Below are 19,570 nucleotides of genomic sequence, written 5' to 3'. Positions count from 1 at the left end.
TCTTTTGTCAGAAATCCTTGGGATTGGCAGGTATCCTATTATCATTTTATTCTTAAGGAGAAAGATCATGTCAGACATGAATTGGTTAAATCTCTGGGCAGTTTTGAAGAATACTTGGAATGGGTTATTAGTACCAAAAATCCCTTTCCCAAAGGAGCACCTAAACTACAAAAAGACCTTATTACTGACTTAGAAGGCAAAATAATAGTTGACTTTGTTGGTAGATATGAAACTTTAGAAGCTGATTTTGATCTGGTCTGTCAAAGGCTAAATATTAAAGCTTCTCTGCCCTGTTTAAACAAGTCAAAACATCGTGATTATCGAGAATATTACAACAACAGAACCAGAAAATTAGTAGAAAAACACTTTCAGGATGACATCGCCCTATTTGGCTACACATTTGATAGTTATCAATCTCAAATTGCATCGGAAAAATTTTTCCTCACAGCTGCCGGGGGTTATTGAGAGTTTACAAAAATTTAGCTAAACCAATTTTCTGCCCAGGGGTTTAAAAGCAGCGTCTATGTGAGATATTCTAACAATAGTCCATTGACAAGACAAAATCTAATGATTTCACAAGCCTCTTCTCCCATTACTTTGACAGAGCCAGAACAAATCCAGCCAAGAAATATGAGTGACCTAATTGTCGATTATTTAGAGCAATTAGGGGTAGAGTACGTTTTCGGCATCCCGGGAGGACATAACAGTGCCTTCTACGAAGCCTTAGCACGCAGCGAAAGACGCGGGGGGGTTCGTGCCGTTTTGACTTGTCACGAAACCGGTGCCGCTTTTATGGCTGATGGTTATGCTCGTGAAACCGGAAAAATCGGGGTTTGCTGCGGCACAACTGGACCCGGTAGCACCAATTTCATTACAGGATTAGCCTCAGCTTATGCTGAAGGGATACCTCTACTTGTTATCACCGCACAAACTGCCCTACCTCATTTTAGCTGGAGTGCCTTTCAAGAATCATCGCCCGATACCATTGATACAGTGGCCATGTTTAAGCACTGTACCCGTTATAACACCCTCGTCACTCACCCCAATCAATTAGAAAGAAAATTAGCAGCGGCATTAACAACAGTTTTACATTCACCTTTTGGACCGGCTCATCTTAGTATTCCTGTGAATATTTTCCGGGTTGAGTCTCCCTCATCCCTTGCTTATCCCCAGGTAGCGACTCAAGCTGCTGCATTAGTTGATTTAAAAGCCTTAGATGAGCTTGATAGTACCATAAACAATATCTTAGATCAAGGTCAAACCATCGCCATCTGGGTTGGTCAAGATTGTAGGAAAGCCACCCCAGAAATTATGGCATTAGCCGAATTAATTAACGCTTCTATTGTCACAACTCAAGGCGGTAAAACCTGTGTTAATCCTTATCATCCTTTAGTAAAAGGTGTCTTTGGTTTCGCCGGACATCAAACGGCCCGCCAAGCTTTAACCGATGATTCTGTTGCTTTAATTTTAGCGGCTGGGATGAACTTAGGCCAATGGGAAACCTCGGCTTGGGATCAGAAATTGTTAACTAAAAAAATAGTTCATATTCATCACGCAAGGGACTATTTTAAAAGTTCTCCGATGGCCAGTTTACACATTCAAGGTACAATCAAAACTACCTTGGCAGAATTACTAAAAAGATTGCAGAAAACTCGGCAAAGGGGACAATTAAAACCGGAGTTATCAGCGAGCTTATCCCCTGAATTTTACCAGCCTTATCAACCCGCTCACATTACCGTTAAAGAACCGGATAGCTATCGACTTTCAGAGGATAATTCCCCTGTTAAACCCCAGCAATTAATCGGTGAACTCCTACAACATTTTCCCCCAGAAACTCGCTATTTAGTCGATGTGGGTAATTGGTTAGCTTGGACAATTCACTATTTCTTCCCACCCCGTCCGGAAAATTTCCGTTTAGCTGTGGCAACTGCCCCCATGGGTTGGGGAATTGGCAGTGCGATTGGAACAGCTATGGGGGCAAAAAATACCCCAGTGGTTTGTCTGACAGGTGACGGATGTTTCCTAATGCACGGCAACGAACTTGCTGTTGCTGTTGCTGAAAAATTACCGATTATTTTTATCATTCTTAATGATCAATCTTTTGGTATGGTTAAACACCGACATCTGCAAACGGGAGTAGAACCCCTAGAGTTTGCTTTACCATCAGTAGATTTTAGTCAAATTGCTCGGGGAATGGGAGCGAATGGTTATATTATTCGTAATAGTCAAGACTTGCAGGAATTAGATTATGAGGCAATTTATCGGGATGGCAAACCTACCGTCTTAGATGTGCGAATTGATTCGGAATATGTTCCCCCCATAGGAATGTTTTAAAGCCACGAACAATGATCAATACCTTTAACTCAAAAGCGATGTCCTATACCGAGTTAGCAGCCAAGCGATTACTAATTAATTCTTTGCCTAAAAGTGGCACTCATTTGTTGGCTAAGTCCGTTGAAATTCTGGGCTATAAAGAACATTTTGAGGATCGAGAAGTTCAAGAAGTGCCTCTATTTTTTAACTATCGAGAAGTTAAAAAAAGAATCGAGCATCAAACTCAATTTAGCCAACAACAGATTAGCATAGGGGCCTTAACCCCCTACTATGTAGATTTGGCGATTGTTCGACATTGGTTAACTCTGATTGCCGAAAAGCAATACATTTTAGGTCATATTCCTTGGACACCTCTGTTAACCCCAATTCTTCAGGACTTAAATTATCAGCATATCTTCATTATTCGTGATCCTCGTGCTGTTATAGCTTCCTCAATTCCCTTTGTTTTAGATACGGGAAAAATGCCAGCAAGACACTTTTTAGAAGAGGATTTTAAGTCCATGTCTCCTAGCCAAAGATTAGATTTTATTTTAGTGGGAGGCTATGGGGCAAAAGCGGGAGTAGAAATCAGAAATTTTGCCGAAGTTTTCCGTTCTATGTTAGCTTGGTCTCAAGAGCAAAATTGTTTATTTATCCGTTTTGAGGATCTGGTGGGAGAACAGGGAGGTGGCAAGTCGGAAAAACAAAGGGAGACGATGGAAAAAATTTGCCACCATTTGGATATTCCTTTTAATGAAACTATTGCTTCTCAGTTGGGGGAAATTTATAACCCTTCTGCTAGAACATTTAGAATGGGGAAAATAGACGGATGGAAAGACTCAATAGAGCCGGCAGATATCGAAAAATTAAACACCTATTGTCAACCATTATGTCAAGAGGCGGGTTATGAAATGTCTTGAGTTATACCTAGGATTAGTCTGATAAATTCCCAGTTTATTGATGATTATTTTCCTCGATATGGTATGATCCTTCCACGACTTAAAATAAGGAAACACAAAAATGGACTTACAAGCAAATCTTGAGAGATTTAAAAGCAAACACCCCATCAGTCGCAATCATTATATTTCCTATCATAGTATATACAAAGCTACTCCCAGTCTCAAATTCATATTCAAGCATTATTGCCCGATTTATCATATTTCACTAGATGAGTTTTTTGAATATTATCCCCTTTTAGCATTTATTGAATACCTTGTCTATGAAACTGATGCAGAAATGGAAAGCAATCAAAAGGATAGCAGCTCATCAAGTCAGTGTTCTTTGTGGGATTCTAAAAAAATCATCATTCGATATCTTTTAAAAGAATTTGATTTAGAAGATCCTACAATCTTAAAGCACATAGAGAATTTGGGTCAGTATTTTGAATTAGAAAGTCAGCTAGTCACCTCTGAAAAAATCACATTAGAAGATGTAATTCGTGCCTCTGAATTGCGGTCTTCTGACGAGTTAATTCTCCACTGTACCTTGATTGCTATGTCAGGTAAACCTTATAGAGATGAAATTTTTGAGATTATGTCACCCATACATATTCTGCTAGAATTTCATGATGATTTTCTTTCCTATCAAGAGGATAGGGCAGCCGGTAATTATAATACCTACTGGATGTTTCAGAAATTGTATGGAGAGGAAGCACACCATTATTTAAAAGCAGAAATAGACCGTTACAGTAAGCTATTTGAGGAAACCCTTAAACGATTATCTGAACAAGACCAGGAATTTTATTCAGCAAAATGGTCTCGTTTATGGCAAAATGTATTTCCCTATTTCTCTAGTGCTGAACTTCTTCGTCAGACTGTTTTAGAAGGGGTTTAAACCTGTTATTTGACCGCGGAAACTTATTTGCTTAAAAATTCAAAACAAGGAGAAAACCAAATGACCCCATTGATATCCATTGAGCGGCTTAAAAGCAAACAAACTATTAGTCGAATCCCTTACATTTCCTATCATAGTCTATTCAAAGCTATTTCTGTAATCCACGTTTCTTTAAGGCTATATTGTCCGATTTATAATATTTCTGATGATGAGTTTTTGGAACTTTCTCCACTCTTAGCACTTATTGAATCTTCTGTCTATGAAACTGATATAGAAACAGAAAACAATCAAAAGAATAGCAATCTATCACCTCACCTTGCTCCCTGGGACAATAGAAAGATAATTATTCAATCTTTTTTAAAAGAATTTAATTTAGAACACCATACAATTTTAGAACAAATAGATAACTTAGGTGAATATTTTGAATTAGAAAGTCAGCTAGTAGCTTCTGAAAAAATAACATTAGAGGATGTAATCCGTGCTTCCAAATTGCGTTCATCTGATTTGAGGATTATCCACACTATTCTAGTTCAGATGTCAGGTAAATCCTACAGAGCGGAAATTTTTGAAATTCTCTCACCGACAGAAATCTTGAGTGAATTTCAGGATGATTTTTGTTCCTATAAAAGGGATGTGGCAGCAGGTAATTACAATACTTACTGGATGTTTCAGAAATTGTATGGAGAAGAAGCACACCATTATTTAAAAGCAGAAATAGACCGTTATAAAAATCTATTTGAAGAGAAACTCAAGCTATTTCCTGAAGAAGAACAAGAAAGATATACAAAAAAATGGTCTCGTTTCTGGAAAAGATATTCTTATCTCTCTAGTGCTGAACTTATTCGTCAAGTAGCTCTGGAAGGGGTCGAAAATAATGAATAATTAGCCATCCCATAGCCTGCTATTATTAAAATCTGCATCACTATTCATTGGAAAATTCAAAATTAGGAGCATCAAAAATGAATCTACAGGACTTAGAGATTTTGTATGAGAGTCTTAAAAGCAAACAACCAAGCAGTCAAACCCGTTACATCTCTTATCATAGTCTATACAAAACTGCTTTTATGTTTAAATCTATTTTTAAGCAATATAATATGATTGATGACGTTTCTCTTGATGAGTTTCTTTTATGTTATCCAGTTTTAGCATTGATTGAATCTTTAATCCATGAAGTCAATATTGATCTAGGAAGCAATCAACAGAATAACTTATCATGGGATGCTAGAAAGAAAATCATTCAATCTTTTTTAAAGGAATTTAACTTAGAACATCCTACTATCCTAAATGCCATGGAGAGCCTGGGAGAATTTTTTCAACTCGGGAGTCAGTTAGTGACTTATGAAACAATAACTAATCAAGATGTGATTCGTGCTTCTGAATTGCAGTCTTCCGAGATCAATATGCTTTACTTTACTTTAATTTCAATACTAGGTAAACCTTACAAAACTGAAGTTTTTGAGCTTATGTCACCCATAAACACTTTGCTAGAATTTCATGATGATTTTCGTTCCTATCAAGAGGATAGGGCAGCAGGTAATTATAATACCTACTGGATGTTTCAGAAATTGTATGGAGAGGAAGCACACCATTATTTAAAAGTAGAAATAGACCGTTACAGTAATCTATTTGAGGAAACCCTGAAAGGATTATCTGAACAAGAACAAGAAGTTTATTCAGCAAAATGGTCTCGTTTATGGCAAGATGTATTTACCTATTTCTCTAGTGCTGAACTTCTTCGTCAGACTGTTTTAGAAGGGGTTTAAACCTGTTATTTGACCGCGGAAACTTATTTGTTTAAAAATTCAAAAAGGAGAAACTAAAATGAACCCGCAAATGTCCCCTGGTATGATTGAAAGAAAAAAAACCGTTAGTCAAATCCCTTATATTTCCTATTATAGTATCTATAAAGCTACTTCAGTTTTAAAGCCGTTTTTCAAAATATATTGTCCAATTTATAATATTTCTGATGATCAATTTTTTGAATTTTATCCCCTCTTAGCATTTATTGAATATCTGATCTACGAAACCGATGTAGAACTAGAAGAGAGTAATCAAAAAGATGGCTCACTATTAACTCAAGTTTCTCCCTGGGATGCCAGAAAAAAAATTATTGAATCTCTGTTGCATGAACTTGGTGTAGAAGGCTCCGCAATTTTAGCACAAGCAGACAACTTAGGTAAATATATTGAATTAGAAGGTCAGCTAATTGCTTCTGAAAAAATAACTTATGAGGACTTACTTCTTGCTTCTGAACTAAGGTCTTCTGATTTGAGGATTCTACATTCTGCTTTAGTTCAGATTTCAGGTAAACCCTACAGAAGTGAAATTTTTGATCTGATGTCACCTCTAGAAGTTTTACTAGAATTTAATGATGATCTTCGTTCCTACAAAAAGGATATCGCAGCAGGTAGTTACAATACCTACTGGATGTTTCAAAAATTGTATGGAGAGAAAGCGCATCATTATTTAAAAGCAGAAATAGACCGTTATAAAAATCTATTTGAGGAGAAACTTAAGCGATTTCCTCAAGAAGAACAAGCGATGTATTTAGTAACATGGTCTCGTTTTTGGCAAAGATTTCCCTATCTCTCCGATGCCGAACTTATTCATCAGGTTGCTCTAGAAGGGATTAAAAAAACACATGACTAAACCTGTGACTCAACAGTTAGACCTGAAAGCGGAAGTAAATTTGGATTCCTCGATTCAATTTGAGCAATCGCTTTCCAAGAATGTACTAGAGCCAAAAGCTATCTTATTGACAGGAGCAACTGGTTTTCTTGGTGCTTATTTACTCGAAGAACTTCTCCAGAAAACCAGCGCAGATATTTATTGTTTAGTTCGCTGTTCTAATATAGAAGAGGGTAAAAATCGTCTTCAAAAAAACTTAGAGTTTTATTCTCTTTGGCAAGATGGTTTTAATTCTCGTCTTATTCCTATTGTTGGAGATTTAGGGAAACCTTTATTCGGTCTTTCTCAACTAGCATTTAATGAATTAGCGGCAATAATTGATATTATTTATCACAATGGAGCTTGGGTTAACTCTGCTCGTCCCTATTCTACTTTAAAACCGGTAAATGTCTTGGGGACGCAGGAAGTGCTAAGGTTAGCTAGTAGGGAGCAAACTAAACCCGTTCATTTTGTTTCGACTCTTGGGGTTTTTCTCGGTGATAATCAGGAGGAAATTGCAAAAATTACTGAAATGGATAGCCCTAATTTTGTTAATCTTCAAGGAGGTTATCGCCAAAGTAAATGGGTGGCAGAACAATTAGTGATGGTCGCACAAAAAAGAGGATTACCTGCTTGTATTTATCGTCCTTCAAGAATTATCGGGAATAGTAAAACGGGGATTAACGGTAATTTCCAAGATTTCCTGTGTATTTTGCTAAAGGGTTGTATTCAATTAAAAAAATTCCCCGCTTTAAACACACAAATAGATATCGTTCCCGTTGATTATGTCAGTCAGGCAATTGTCGGTTTATCCCAGCAAAAAAACCATGCTGGTCAAGTATTTCATTTAATTAATTCTCAGCTAATTTCCTGGGAAACTTTCTTTAATTCTCTTCAACTTTTAGGCTATTCCTTAGAAAAAGTTGATTATGATAATTTTTATGCCGAATTAAAATATCAATTGTCCCAGTCTCCCAAGAACACACTATATTCATCTTTATTACTGCTTTTGAAACTGTCAAAACTATTTTCCCCTGATAAGCTAGAATTTGACGCAACTCGAACATTGATAGAATTAACAGAGCTATCTATCTCCTGTCCCGTTATTGATGAAAAATTGCTCAGTTTATATTTTTCTTACTTTCAGAAAGTTGGCTATTTTCCCCCTGTTCTAGACCATAATTTATAGGAAAAATCTTCAATTCTTGCTATATACTTTTAAGATTTTGGAAGATGGTAATTGGCTGATGAGGATTCGTAACAATTTCCGACCATATCTGCATGAAATCTCGGTTAATTTGAGTCATTGAATCAAGCTCAAAATAATCTTTTTTATATTGCCACCAACCCTTAAGAGAGGGTTTTGGGGAAGTTTTATTTTCCCAGAGTATTAACTCTAAGTCGGGCCTAACTTCAAACTCTTCCATTTCCCAAGATGTCACCTCTAACCCAGGTAGTTTCAATTCTTCTTCGGGGGACTCTGACAAAACCGTAATAACTGCTTTAAAACTAGAATTATCAAGGCGATATTCTGGTTTAATGACTTTGGCTAAATGCTCAAAGGGAATATCTTGATACTCTAAGGCTTCTAATACTACCCTTCGCACTTGCGTTAGTAACTCTCTAACAGTAGGATTACCACTTAAACTAACTCGGAGCAACATTATATTACTAATTAAACCGATTAGAGGCTTCAGGTGTGGATGATTACGAGCGTCACGGGGAGCGCGGATGATAATATCTTCACAGCCACTATAGCTATAGAGTAAAACAGCAAAGGCTGTTAGTGCAGTCATAAATAAAGTGATTCTTTGCTCTTGACAGAGGATGTTTAATTTCTCTGTGAAATCCCCAGGAATTTCAAAATCAAAATTAGTCCCTAGACTTGAAACCGATGAATCGGATAATTTATCGCCAGATTTAGACGGCGAAATCAGGTGTGGGGGAATTTTTAAGGTTGGTGACTCTCCCGCTTCTAAAATACGTTTATAGTGGTTAATTTTCGGCTCAATTAGTTGAGAACTAAAGGATTTTAGTTGCCATTGAACATAATCAACATACTGGATAGGTAAGGGAGGTAAAGGGGAGGAATCACCTAAGACAAAAGCCTGATAAAGTAGCTCCAATTCTTTAAAAAAGAGCGTCAAGGATGAATTGTCTATAATAATATCGTGGATGTGAGTGAGGAGAATGTGCTCCTTCTCATCCAAACGAATTAATATCAGTCTGATTAAGGGGCCATTAATCAAGTCGAAGGGTTGATTAATAATCTCTTGTAATAATCTTGCTAATTCCTCACTTTTCTGGTTCTCTGGCCAGGGTTGTAAATCAATTATGGGTAGGTTTTTTTCGGTGTAGGGGTTAATTAACTGAACGGGGGAACCGTTGACTTCTCGAAAGGTGACACGCAATATTTGATGGCGATAGATAATCTCATTCAAGCTGGCTGTTAAAACTGCTAAATTGAGGTTTCCTTTAAGGTAGTGTCGTCTAAAATTACCTGAAAAATGGATGACTGTGTTGGATTTTTCATAGGACCATCTTTTCTGTTGAGTCAAAGATAAGGGAAAATAAGGACAGCCAGATAAGGAATCAATTTCTGGGGAAGAATCGGCAATAAAATTCTCGTCGATTAAGGGATTAATTACCTCATTAAATTTTATCTTCTCAATTTTTTCGATTAGTTCTGGATGATTTTTCCGTAAATATTCGGCAAATTCAGCCACCGTTGCGGCATCAAGAATAGTTTCTACAGCAAACTTTTTTTCAAAATGAGACTCTAGCCTCTTACAGAGGGCAATAACTTTGAGGGAATGTCCCCCCAATTCAAAAAAGTTCTCATCAATTCCTACTTTTTCTAATTCCAAAACCTCTGCCCAAATTGCGGTTAATAGTTCTTCCTCTGGGTTTCGTGGCGGTGTAACCAGACGAGAAGTGTCATAATTTAGAGGCAATTTAGCTAAAGCTACACGGTCAACTTTATCATTGGGGGTCAAAGGCATCTTTTCTAAAATTACTAATGCCTGGGGAATCATATAATGGGGTAACTTTTCTTTGAGATAGTCGCGCCATTGAGTGAGAACTTGCTCGACTTTAACGGTGGGATTAATAACAGCATAAGCGATTAATTGAGGATCATTTAACTGCTCTTGACGGACAATGACTACCGCTTGGTGAATGGCGGTATTTTCGTTTAAGATGCCTTCAATTTCCCCTAATTCAATTCTTAAACCGCGAATTTTAACTTGAAAGTCTATGCGCCCTAACCATTCAATATTACCATCGGGAAGATAACGGGCTAAATCGCCGGTTTTGTATAACCTCGCCGATGGATTATTATCAAAAGGATGGGGAATAAATTTTGCCGCAGTTAATTCGGGACGATTGAGATATCCCCTAGCTAAACCTACTCCCCCAATATGTAATTCTCCCGCAACCCCCACAGCAACTTTTTTGAGAGACTCATCAAGGATATAAGCTTGAGTATTGGCAAGAGGACGACCGATAGTTAAGGGACTATCAGGGCTACATTCTGCTATGGTGGCATCAACGGTGGCCTCGGTGGGGCCATAGGCATTAAAAAAGCGTCTTCCCACTGACCACTGGGCCATCAAGGCAGGGGGACAAGCTTCTCCGCCGACAATTAATACCTGTAGGTGTTTTAAGGGTGCTTGAGGGAGGACGGCTAATACTGATGGGGGAATTTGTGCATGGGTAATAGCTTTTTTTTGCAGAAAATTAAGCAAGTTATCCCCCGGAAGTAAGGAGTTAGAATTTCCTAGACAAAGTTGCGACCCCGAACAAATAGCGGTGAAGATTTCCGAAACGGAAGCATCAAAATTTAAGGAAGCAAATTGCAGAACACGACTTGAGGGATTTAAGTTAAATAGTTTAATTTCTGTTTGAACTAAATTAACTACTCCTTTATGAGTAATTAAAACCCCCTTGGGTAGGCCAGTGGAGCCAGAAGTATAGAGAATGTAGGCTAAGTTGTCGGAGTTTACAGTAGTTTTAGGGTTTTCTTGACTTTGTTGAACTAGGGACTGATCTTTATTTAAAAAAATTACTTTTATCTGCTCAAGGGGGAGTTTTATAAGGGGTTTTTCCTGTGTCAATAAGATAGATATACCGGCATCTTCTAGGATGAATTTTAGCCGTTCTTGGGGGTAAGCAGGATCAAGGGGTACATAACACCCTCCCGCTTTGAGAACACCTAAAACCCCGATGATCATTTCTAGGGAACGCTCAACACAGATTCCTATTAATTGTTCTGGTTTTACTCCTAATTCAATTAAATAATGGGCGATTTGGTTGGCCCGGTCATTTAACTGCCTATAGGTTAAGGAGGAATCTTCAAAACTTACCGCAATCTGATTAGGGGTCTTCTCCACCTGGGTTTCAAATAATTGATGAATTGTGGTGGAATAAGAATAATTTTCTGCCCTAAAATTCTTCTCAATTGGCTGTAATTGTACTTCAATCATGATTTAAGTAGCTGGTTATAATTAAATTAAAAATGGATTTTAGGTTCGATCCCCCCTTAGTCCCCCCTTAATAAGGGGGGTGCCAATCCCCCCTTAGTCCCCCCTTAATAAGGGGGGCATCTGAAAGTTTTCAATACCTACCTACTTAAGATAGTGCAAACAATCAATTATGTTTTCTAAGTCTGGTAACACTGTGGCCAATTCCCGTTCATGTTTGCGCCATTTTTCTTGTCTAGGAGCAGATAGGGTTCTTTGAGCGATGGGTAAGGGTTGAGAGAGAATTTGCTCGATTTGTTTGTCTTGATGCAGTTGGGCAAATTGGGCAATATGATTAATGGTTTGCCCGGGATGTTCAATTAAATCCCGATAATTGACCGAACACCAACAGGAAGGGTTGAGGGACTGAAGGTCTTCTATTAGGTAGGAATTAGCCATTTTCCACTGATAGGCGGCAATTTCTACCAGAGAAGATTCCTGGAGAGATGACCAACCGGGTACGAGCAGAAAACTCCACTGACTATGCTCCCAACCGGGTAAGGGTTGATAGCTAATAAAACGATGCGATCGCCATCCTTCTAACAAACTACTAATATTTTCCCTAGCATCTCGATAAAGATAGATAAAGAGAGCATCAGGAAATACGGCCTTTAAGAAAGGAACTCTTAGAGCATTTTTCGGCGTTTTTTCTAAAAAACGAATTTTGTTAGGACTCTCATTTTCAGCAATGTTTAAATATTTTACCCCCTCCCGATTTTGTAATTGTTGGGTAAAACCTTTTCTTAGAGTTGCGCTAATTTCTGGGGTAGCATCGCCTTCATCCAAGCAGTTAGAGCTAAAATTGCGTGTGGCTGGATGTAAAGCGGGTATTCCTTCGATAATTTCGTGACTTTCATCTCCAATTGTCCATAAATCGGGGAATTTAGCCAGGGTTTCAAACAATAAACTACTTCCTGCTCTGGGTGCAGAAACAATAAAAATCGGCTTTTCAAACTCTGGAATTAAGAGGTTTTTATCTTCTACTTCTAGCTGAGATTGGTGCTTTTTTTTGGCAATTAACAAACGTTTTCTCTGATGCAGAGAAAGCATCTCACCCTCCTTTCCCCTCAGGGGTGGGGAAGGCGATAGGGTTGAAAGCATGGAAGTAATAGGATTAATTATCTCTTGGATTGCCACCGATGAAGATAGCCATTTTTGTAATAATGGTGCTATTTTTCGGCTAAATTCCCCGATTAAATCTCGATAGGCTAATTCTCCTCGATAGTTTTGTCCAAATTTGGTAAAAACCGCTTGCCATTGGCTTTGAAATTCTGCCAGTTTTTCGGTCAGTTGCTCTAGTTGTCCCTGGGGAAGGGAGCAATTTTCAAGAAGACCATAAATAGCGGCTACTTGCTCTTCAATTTCCGCAGCAGTAAGCACGGGTAAATCATTAAGTGGGACCTGAGCTAAACTGTTTGTTCTGCACATCTCATCTGGGTCATTTTCAACAATGAACAATTATTAGTTAGCGATTATCCAGTTTCTAGATTTTAACTGAGTAAGGGGTTCTGCCCCCCCTGATTAAGGGGGGAAACTGACAATTTTTAACACCCACCTACTTACTAACTTTTGAGTTTTTTGAGAGATGCTGCTAAAGTTTCGCCCACATAGTCCCCATAAAGAATCCCCTTAGCGGTTAATTCAATTTCTTGGGTAGATACGGTGACAAAACCATCTCTTTCAAGTGCGGACAAAGTTTCCCCGCAAAGGGATTGTAATTTAAACCCATGTCTTTGCTGAAATGCAATTAAATCAAAACGTAATGTCTTGATTCCTAGTAAAACTTCCCGCACCATCCGGTCCAAGCTAGTCAGCTTATACCCGCGAGATAAGGGTAGTTCTCCTTGGACCAGAAGGGTCGCATATTTTTCCATATCGCTAGTATTTTGTAACAGAGAATCCCCTAAACAGCCGAAAGCAGAGACTCCCAGTCCATAAAACTCCATTCCGTGCCAAATATTAAAAATGTATTCACTGCGATATTGTTTGGTACTTGTGGCCAAATCGCTGTCATTTTTAACATAGGTAAAATGACTCCAAGGATTATAGTTTGCTTGGGCAAAGCGCTCCATGGCCAACTGCATAAACTGCATTTCTAGCTCTGCTGATGGCAATTCTATAATTTCTTGGCGAACCCCTTGATCAAATACTTGGGTATTGGCAAAAGCTTCCATTTTATAAACGGTGATGCTTTCTACTCCGGTTTTTAGAGCGCATTCTAAACTTTCTTGCCAAGTTTCTAGGGTTTCTCCGGCTAGTCCACTCAACAGGTCAATATTAATTGACCATTGCCCCTCGCCAGCTTTTTGAGCTACATCTATCGCTCGATAAGCTTGTTTTTCGTCATGACCTCTGCCACTTAGTTTGATGATTTGATCATTAAAAGATTGAACACCTAAACTCAGGCGATTTACTCCTAATTCTTTGAGTAACCTCATTTTTGATGGGGAAACACTCAAGGGTTCTGCTTCTACGGAAAACTGTTTCTTTTCTTCAAAGTAGGAGAAATTTTCCCGTAAATTCTCGACAACTTGGACTAACTGGTTTCCAGTTAAGGTGGTGGGAGTTCCTCCGCCAAAATAAACCGCCTGAATCCGTCTATTTTTCAAATTGAATCTTTCGGAAACGAGTTTAATTTCTTGGCAAAGCGTATCTACATAGGCCTGTACTTGGCTCTCTTTTAGGTCAACGGTTTTGTAATAACAAAAAGCACAGCGTTGAGTACAAAAGGGGATATGAACATAGAGACAGATTGGCTGTTCTTCTAGTTTTTCGGCGATTACCCCTGCTTTCCACTGGCGAAAGGGGGGATAGTTAGGATTTAAGGGTAAACGTTGCGGCGTTTGGGTTTTCGGAAGTTCAACGGTTAAAGTCATGGTTTTTGACCAGGGTATTTTTATTTAGATTGCGTTAACTCTAGATCAAGCTATGACTGTTAATTGTTCACTTGCCGGCATTTTCTGGGCAATACAACTAGCTAAAACGTTAAGATTGCTAAAGGATTCTAGATTTAAATCCGATTCCGCAAACTCAACCTCGAAATGCTGTTCTGTCAAAGCAATTAATTCAACTACTGCGATGGAATCCAATCCTAACCCGTCTTCAAATAGGGAGGCAGTTTCGTCAATTTCCTCGATTTTGAGATTGACATCCAGTTGTTCGGCAATAATTGTCTTGAGTTGATTTAAAATATTTGTCGCCATTTTCTAAGCTTTGGGTAAAAAACTGACTAATTGCTGATGGTCGATCTTCCCGTTGGGTAACATCGGTAAGGTTTTCAAAGTGACAATGCGGTCTGGAATCGCTCTTTTCGGTAGTATATCAAAGCACAATTCTCTGATTTCATTCTCAGACAGATGAGTCCCTTTTGTCAAGACACAAAAAGCGACTATACCTTTGCCTCTTTGACTCTCTCCATGGCATTGGACTGCAACCGCTTCAATTGCATCTAGGGTTTCCATATTTTTCTCAATGTCAGAAAACAAGACCAATAGACCATCCCGGTTAATACTGCGATCACATCTTCCCCAAACTTCCAGATGACCGTCTAAATGTAGCTTACCTAAATCTTTAGTAGGGAACCAATCATCGGAATTTGTTGACATCAGCGGCACTCCTGCCGGATCAACATAACCATCAAAACCTGATGGATGCTGACAGCAAATTTCCCCAACTTCTGACATTTGCGAGTTTAAAGATTTATTAAGTTGCAATCGGACACCTGGCATAGGTAAACCGACCGTTTGACAACGGAGGGATAATTCTTCTTGGGGACTACCTGCGGCAATTACCCCCATTTCTGTACTGCCATATAACTTAACTAGGGGGCCGAAATTCTCTTCATATTTGATAAAAGTGTTTTCTTTGATCAGATCTCCCGCCACCACCGTTAATTTATACTCTCTGGCTGATTTTCTGCCTTTAACTAAGGTTTCACAAAAGCTAGGAGTCATAAAAGCAATATTAGGATTAAAGTCTTTTTCTCTCTGAAGATAGCGTAAAAGGTTAGCACCTTTCTGTAAATCAATAGAGGCCCCCACAGCCACACTAGGGAGAAAAGCAGCCCCTAAACCATAGAGATGATAAATCGGGACTGGAATCGCCACTCTCGCCTCTGAATTTAATCTCAATCTTTCCACACAGTTAAGCACATTTTCTAGCAATTTAGTCTGAGAATGAACCACTATTTTGGGGGTTCCTGTACTCCCAGAAGTCTTCATATATAGCCTTTTACCCTTGTCATCGATAGTTTTATATTGATGATTTTCGGTAATTTTTAGCCAATTGTTAATCCGATCCAAACTGTCAGTTTTTTCCAGTTTAGGAGTGAGGCAATAGCGACAAAACTCAGGAATAATAGAGGGCGAATTTGACTGAGGATGCAAAAAGAAACTATAGCCCTTTTCTAACAAAAATAACAGAGTTAAAGCACTGGCAAGAGAATTTTCACATTCCAGGGCCAAGCAGTCTGAATGATCGATTTTTTCTTGCATGAAGAAGCTTGACAAATTGTCAAATATTTCTTCAACATTTTGCCAAGAATAGGTTAAACATCCATCGGTAAGCACGTTGGACTGATACGAGTCTAGAGAGGGAATGCGGGCTATAAATAAGCTGTTTAACATTTACATTGGTATGGAAGGTTACATGGAGGTGAGGTAGTGGCGGGAGAAATCACTAATCTTCTCGACTTTGTACGATAACTTTTGCTTATGGAATCGTGAAATGCTTATCAGACAAGACTTTTAGGGCTACTTTGACGGAAGACCCTATCAGTATAGACCTCGTTTCCATAGGGAAGCGAGAACAGCCAAATCAGGGTAAACCCATCTCAAAAGCTATTGAGAATTGGCTAATTTTGTCGGCCGTTGGTCTGCTGTCTAGGCATTTCAAATGCTACCAGTCAATCAGAATATTTACGAATTGTCAAGGATTTTTAAAATAGGTTTATCCCTCGGTCAAAGTGTGTTAGACTCCGGGAGATTAGTTTTTAGGAGTTTCTCATGGACGAAGTTAACGAACAGGCTGGCGCTGATGAATCTTCATCCCAGAATGTTAACGAACAGGCTGCCGCTGATGAATCTTCATCCCAGAATGTCAACGAACAAGCTGCCGCTTCAGAATTTTCTTGGGAGGAAATCAGCAAAAAACTAAAGGCTGCCCCGGGTGAAATCAGCAAAAAACTGGCATCCTGGGGGGTTTCTTTGGACGAAGTAGCCAAGAGAATTGGTTCTTTGGGACTCCCCGGCACAATTCTCGTGGTCACGGTATCCACCTCGGGAGCTACCACTTATCCCGTTGCCTTCGCGCTGGCAGCTTTAGGGGGTCCCCTTGGCGTTTTCGGTGGTTTGGGACTGCTTAGTCTGACCACTGTGGTGGGGGATGTCTTGACAAACTATGGAATTGAAGCGGTTCTTGGTGCTATCTATAAAGACCGTCGTAAACAGGAAGCTCAGGAAGACTTAATCAAAGAAGTTGAAGGTTTACCGATTACCCAAGCACTGAAACTGAAGCTCAAACAGCAAATAGAGTCGGCGGAGGTTGTGTCTGAGGATATTGGTTCCCCTCAAAAAATTGAAATTGTAGAATAATGACTTCAAGTCATGCCTTGTTTTTTACTCTGATTTCGTCTTCGTCTTTGATGACATCAACTAAGTTGGTTGCCTTGAATTGAATTAACCCCTAAGTAAAGAAAGGATCAGTTTTATGTCTGCTCAACAAAATGTTTTGTCCAATGTTTTGTCCTTTGATGGGCAAAGAAATTATGTGGAAGTTCCTTACAATGCTCAACTGAACCCGGAACAGTTTACCGTGTCCTGTTGGGCTAAAGTAACGGGAAAACAGGGTCAATGGCGATCGCCGATCACTGGCAGAACCGACAGCCCGCAGGGGGGATACATCCTTTATGCTGGGGAAAACAATAAATGGCAGTTTTGGACAGGCAATGGCGGTAATTGGGTGACCGTAACCGGTCCCGATGTTGTGCTGGGAACCTGGACGCATTTAGCCGCCACCTACGATGGCAACAACATGAGACTCTATGTCAATGGGCAACTGGCCGGCGGCCCCGTGGCTACCAAAATCATCCCGAATAAGAAATCTCCCTTACGGATTGGAGCAGGAGCGACAGAAAGAAACCCAGACTATTTATTTGCCGGCCAAATCGGGGAAGTGCAGGTTTGGAACCAAGCACGGTCCGCGGAAGACATTAAAAAATCAATGAATTATCGGCTGCTAGGCAATGAACCAGGCCTGGTGGGCTATTGGCCCCTTAATGAAGGTTCAGGTAATATCGTCACTGACAAAACCGGTAAGGGCAGTAATGGCACAATTAACGGGGCAACATGGCAGCAAGAACAACTCCCCTTAACTGCCAAAGCCTCTAAACCCAATATTGTCGTTTTCCTCACTGACCAAGACAGTGCCGCCGTTGCTGAACGCTGGCCGCAAAGCTTTGAAGATGAGCATCTACCGGCCCTGAAACGACTGAAAAAGAACGGGCTGACCTTCAACAAAATGTTCACGGTAACGGTGGCCTGCTCTCCCAGTCGGGCTACTCTGCTCACCAGTACCTATCCCAACCAACACGGTGTCATCAACACCATTGCCGAGCCTTTTTCCGATATTATCAACCGCTATGAGGATAGCTACGGACAATCCCTAGAACAAAAGCTTCTTAGTCCCACTCAGGTGAACCTAGCTCGGGTTCTGAAAGCGGCCGGTTATAAGGTCTATTGGAAGGGCAAATGGCACTTGAGCGTTCCCAAGAGTGACACCGATAAGTGGTCAAGCGAAGACATCGAATACATGAAACAGTCCTACGGTTTCGATGGCTGGACTCCGATTGATGCGGGAGTTGCCCGCAGTGATTTAACCAAGTTTGGCAAAGGAATTTTTTACAATGATGAACGCTATCTACGGGGTGTAGAAGGGGTCAAAAAAGTCATTGAGCAAGATGCCAAGGAAGGACGCGGAGCTTTTAGTGGACTTTCCCCGAAGGAAAAGGAAGCGAAAAAGCAAGAGATCTTGGCTGGAATTGACGAGGCCATTCCCCCGGAAGAACAAGGGATTCTCGAATTTATTCAAAATTACAAATCCGAGGACGGTCCTTTTTGCTTGGTGGTGTCTTTGGTCAATCCCCATGATATTCATGTGGCTCCTACCTTTGAGAAAGATGCCGGCTATTCCCTAGAGGACTTTAAAGATTTTAATCTTCCCATTCCCGAAACTGTCTTCGAGGATCTATCCTTTAAGCCAACCGTCCAGGAGATTTTTAAACAAGGCTGTCAAGTCAAGGAAGAGCAACGCTGGAAACGGCTAAAACGGAGCGGCGAAAAGGTGTGGTATGAAGATTTACCAGAACTAAAAGATGGTAAATTCGCTACCAATAGTCAGCAAGTTCAGCAGATGTTTGTTAACTTCTACGGCTATCTGAAAAAACTGGCAGATAACCAAATCAATGAAGTGCTGAATGCCCTTGAAGCTAAGGGATTAATTGACGATACCTTAATCGTGCGGACTTCCGACCATGGGGAAATGTGCCTGGCCCACGACCGTCAGCGAGAAAAGCCTTTCAATGCCTACGAGGAAGTGCTTCGGGTTCCTCTGATTATTTCTAACCCGAATCTGTTCCCCAACGCCGTTAGTACCGATTCCTTTGCCACGACCTTGGATATAGTGCCAACTCTGGCTAAATTTGCTGGGGTGTATGATCTGTTCCAGTTTGCCTTTCAGGGTTGTGACCTAACGCCTTTATTCACCAATCCCAATCAGGAAGTCCGCGATGCCATTCATTTTACTTTTGATGATGGTACGCTGCCTCCCCGGTTTTTCAAAACCATTCCCCGACGTATCCGTACTATCCGCACCAAAGAGTGGAAATATTCTGTGTACTTTAACGACGAGGGGACTAATTACCAGTACGAAATGTACAACCTAGTCAATGACCCTCTGGAAAAAACCAATGTTGCGGGTAAACCAGAATATTTAGAAAAATTCCTGGAACTACACGCGCAATTGATCGAGCAGATGGTTAAGTTAAAAACTGTTCCGGGTCGTTTTTCTATCTATACAGAAGAGATGAAGCAACAGAATTTTGGCTCTTCGGTTTGTGTTATGCAATGGACGGGGGTTATAAGGGATGGAACCCTTATAGAGAAAGGCATTTAGCGATTTTTGTCAATTGTTTTTTATCTAGAGCGAACTAATCAATTAAGTCTCTTGCCAGATAAGGATTT

The 19,570-nt window shown here is 39.9% G+C and carries 15 protein-coding genes; 10 read left to right on the top strand and 5 right to left on the bottom strand.

Features of this window, described 5'->3' with window-relative positions:
* The 8 genes from PX482_RS19655 to PX482_RS19620 form a co-directional block, all read left to right on the top strand.
* A partial coding sequence (locus tag PX482_RS19655; protein ID WP_288122894.1) for a sulfotransferase family 2 domain-containing protein occupies nt 1-465 on the top strand: 465 nt, incomplete at its 5' end.
* A gap of 102 nt (nt 466-567) precedes the next feature.
* Nucleotides 568-2,334, top strand: coding sequence for a thiamine pyrophosphate-binding protein (locus PX482_RS19650; protein WP_002761512.1), 1,767 nt, complete (start codon nt 568-570; stop codon nt 2,332-2,334).
* Nucleotides 2,335-2,372: 38 nt separating this feature from the next.
* Complete coding sequence (locus tag PX482_RS19645) at nt 2,373-3,233, top strand: sulfotransferase domain-containing protein (protein WP_223210048.1); 861 nt, start codon at nt 2,373-2,375, stop codon at nt 3,231-3,233.
* A 100-nt stretch (nt 3,234-3,333) separates the two neighbouring features.
* Nucleotides 3,334-4,146 (top strand): hypothetical protein, encoded by an 813-nt coding sequence (locus tag PX482_RS19640; protein ID WP_288024646.1) that lies wholly within the window; start codon nt 3,334-3,336, stop codon nt 4,144-4,146.
* A gap of 60 nt (nt 4,147-4,206) precedes the next feature.
* The gene (locus PX482_RS19635; protein ID WP_288024644.1) at nt 4,207-5,028 is read left to right on the top strand and encodes a hypothetical protein; all 822 of its coding nucleotides are present in this window, start codon (nt 4,207-4,209) and stop codon (nt 5,026-5,028) included.
* Between the two features lie 77 nt (nt 5,029-5,105).
* Nucleotides 5,106-5,909, top strand: a complete 804-nt coding sequence (locus PX482_RS19630; RefSeq protein ID WP_288093489.1) for a hypothetical protein — start codon at nt 5,106-5,108, stop codon at nt 5,907-5,909.
* 58 nt (nt 5,910-5,967) lie between these two features.
* Entirely contained in the window at nt 5,968-6,795 is an 828-nt protein-coding gene (locus PX482_RS19625; RefSeq protein ID WP_002761507.1) for a hypothetical protein, read from the top strand.
* Entirely contained in the window at nt 6,788-8,002 is a 1,215-nt protein-coding gene (locus PX482_RS19620) for an SDR family oxidoreductase (RefSeq protein WP_288093488.1), read from the top strand. The genes PX482_RS19625 and PX482_RS19620 overlap by 8 nt, the downstream gene beginning before the upstream one ends.
* Before the next feature lie 19 nt (nt 8,003-8,021).
* Here the strand turns inward: PX482_RS19620 and PX482_RS19615 are convergent, their stop codons facing one another.
* The 5 genes from PX482_RS19615 to PX482_RS19595 all read right to left on the bottom strand — a co-directional run bounded on the left by PX482_RS19615 (nt 8,022) and on the right by PX482_RS19595 (nt 15,958).
* Nucleotides 8,022-11,297, bottom strand: coding sequence for a non-ribosomal peptide synthetase (locus PX482_RS19615; RefSeq protein ID WP_288024632.1), 3,276 nt, complete (start codon nt 11,295-11,297; stop codon nt 8,022-8,024).
* A 141-nt stretch (nt 11,298-11,438) separates the two neighbouring features.
* Entirely contained in the window at nt 11,439-12,761 is a 1,323-nt protein-coding gene (locus PX482_RS19610; protein ID WP_002761501.1) for a sulfotransferase family protein, read from the bottom strand.
* Between the two features lie 134 nt (nt 12,762-12,895).
* Nucleotides 12,896-14,209 (bottom strand): coproporphyrinogen-III oxidase family protein, encoded by a 1,314-nt coding sequence (locus PX482_RS19605; protein WP_002761498.1) that lies wholly within the window; start codon nt 14,207-14,209, stop codon nt 12,896-12,898.
* A 45-nt stretch (nt 14,210-14,254) separates the two neighbouring features.
* A complete protein-coding gene (locus PX482_RS19600) occupies nt 14,255-14,536 on the bottom strand; it encodes an acyl carrier protein (RefSeq protein WP_002761496.1) in 282 nt (93 codons plus the stop codon).
* Nucleotides 14,537-14,539: 3 nt separating this feature from the next.
* Complete coding sequence (locus tag PX482_RS19595; RefSeq protein ID WP_002761495.1) at nt 14,540-15,958, bottom strand: AMP-binding protein; 1,419 nt, start codon at nt 15,956-15,958, stop codon at nt 14,540-14,542.
* A 378-nt stretch (nt 15,959-16,336) separates the two neighbouring features.
* Between PX482_RS19595 and PX482_RS19590 the strand changes: the two genes are divergently transcribed.
* Together PX482_RS19590 and PX482_RS19585 are read left to right on the top strand one after the other, a co-directional pair.
* Entirely contained in the window at nt 16,337-16,924 is a 588-nt protein-coding gene (locus PX482_RS19590; RefSeq protein ID WP_002761493.1) for a hypothetical protein, read from the top strand.
* 115 nt (nt 16,925-17,039) lie between these two features.
* Complete coding sequence (locus PX482_RS19585; RefSeq protein WP_002761492.1) at nt 17,040-19,502, top strand: sulfatase-like hydrolase/transferase; 2,463 nt, start codon at nt 17,040-17,042, stop codon at nt 19,500-19,502.
* The last annotated feature ends 68 nt before the right edge of the window (nt 19,503-19,570 follow it).

Origin of the sequence: Microcystis sp. M53602_WE12 (assembly GCF_030065455.1) — a bacterium.
In the GTDB taxonomy this organism is placed as follows: Bacteria; Cyanobacteriota; Cyanobacteriia; order Cyanobacteriales; family Microcystaceae; genus Microcystis; species Microcystis aeruginosa.
This window is presented reverse-complemented; position numbering and strand designations above follow the sequence as displayed.

What these genes read in the sequence shown, in the direction of transcription:
- PX482_RS19645 (WP_223210048.1), top strand. Translation starts at nt 2,373, where the DNA reads ATGTCCTATACCGAGTTAGCAGCCAAGCGATTACTAATTAATTCTTTG.
- PX482_RS19590 (WP_002761493.1), top strand. Translation starts at nt 16,337, where the DNA reads ATGGACGAAGTTAACGAACAGGCTGGCGCTGATGAATCTTCATCCCAG.
- PX482_RS19635 (WP_288024644.1), top strand. Translation starts at nt 4,207, where the DNA reads ATGACCCCATTGATATCCATTGAGCGGCTTAAAAGCAAACAAACTATT.
- PX482_RS19595 (WP_002761495.1), bottom strand. Translation starts at nt 15,958, where the DNA reads ATGTTAAACAGCTTATTTATAGCCCGCATTCCCTCTCTAGACTCGTAT.
- PX482_RS19650 (WP_002761512.1), top strand. Translation starts at nt 568, where the DNA reads ATGATTTCACAAGCCTCTTCTCCCATTACTTTGACAGAGCCAGAACAA.
- PX482_RS19620 (WP_288093488.1), top strand. Translation starts at nt 6,788, where the DNA reads ATGACTAAACCTGTGACTCAACAGTTAGACCTGAAAGCGGAAGTAAAT.
- PX482_RS19610 (WP_002761501.1), bottom strand. Translation starts at nt 12,761, where the DNA reads ATGTGCAGAACAAACAGTTTAGCTCAGGTCCCACTTAATGATTTACCC.
- PX482_RS19625 (WP_002761507.1), top strand. Translation starts at nt 5,968, where the DNA reads ATGAACCCGCAAATGTCCCCTGGTATGATTGAAAGAAAAAAAACCGTT.
- PX482_RS19585 (WP_002761492.1), top strand. Translation starts at nt 17,040, where the DNA reads ATGTCTGCTCAACAAAATGTTTTGTCCAATGTTTTGTCCTTTGATGGG.
- PX482_RS19615 (WP_288024632.1), bottom strand. Translation starts at nt 11,297, where the DNA reads ATGATTGAAGTACAATTACAGCCAATTGAGAAGAATTTTAGGGCAGAA.
- PX482_RS19630 (WP_288093489.1), top strand. Translation starts at nt 5,106, where the DNA reads ATGAATCTACAGGACTTAGAGATTTTGTATGAGAGTCTTAAAAGCAAA.
- PX482_RS19605 (WP_002761498.1), bottom strand. Translation starts at nt 14,209, where the DNA reads ATGACTTTAACCGTTGAACTTCCGAAAACCCAAACGCCGCAACGTTTA.
- PX482_RS19640 (WP_288024646.1), top strand. Translation starts at nt 3,334, where the DNA reads ATGGACTTACAAGCAAATCTTGAGAGATTTAAAAGCAAACACCCCATC.
- PX482_RS19600 (WP_002761496.1), bottom strand. Translation starts at nt 14,536, where the DNA reads ATGGCGACAAATATTTTAAATCAACTCAAGACAATTATTGCCGAACAA.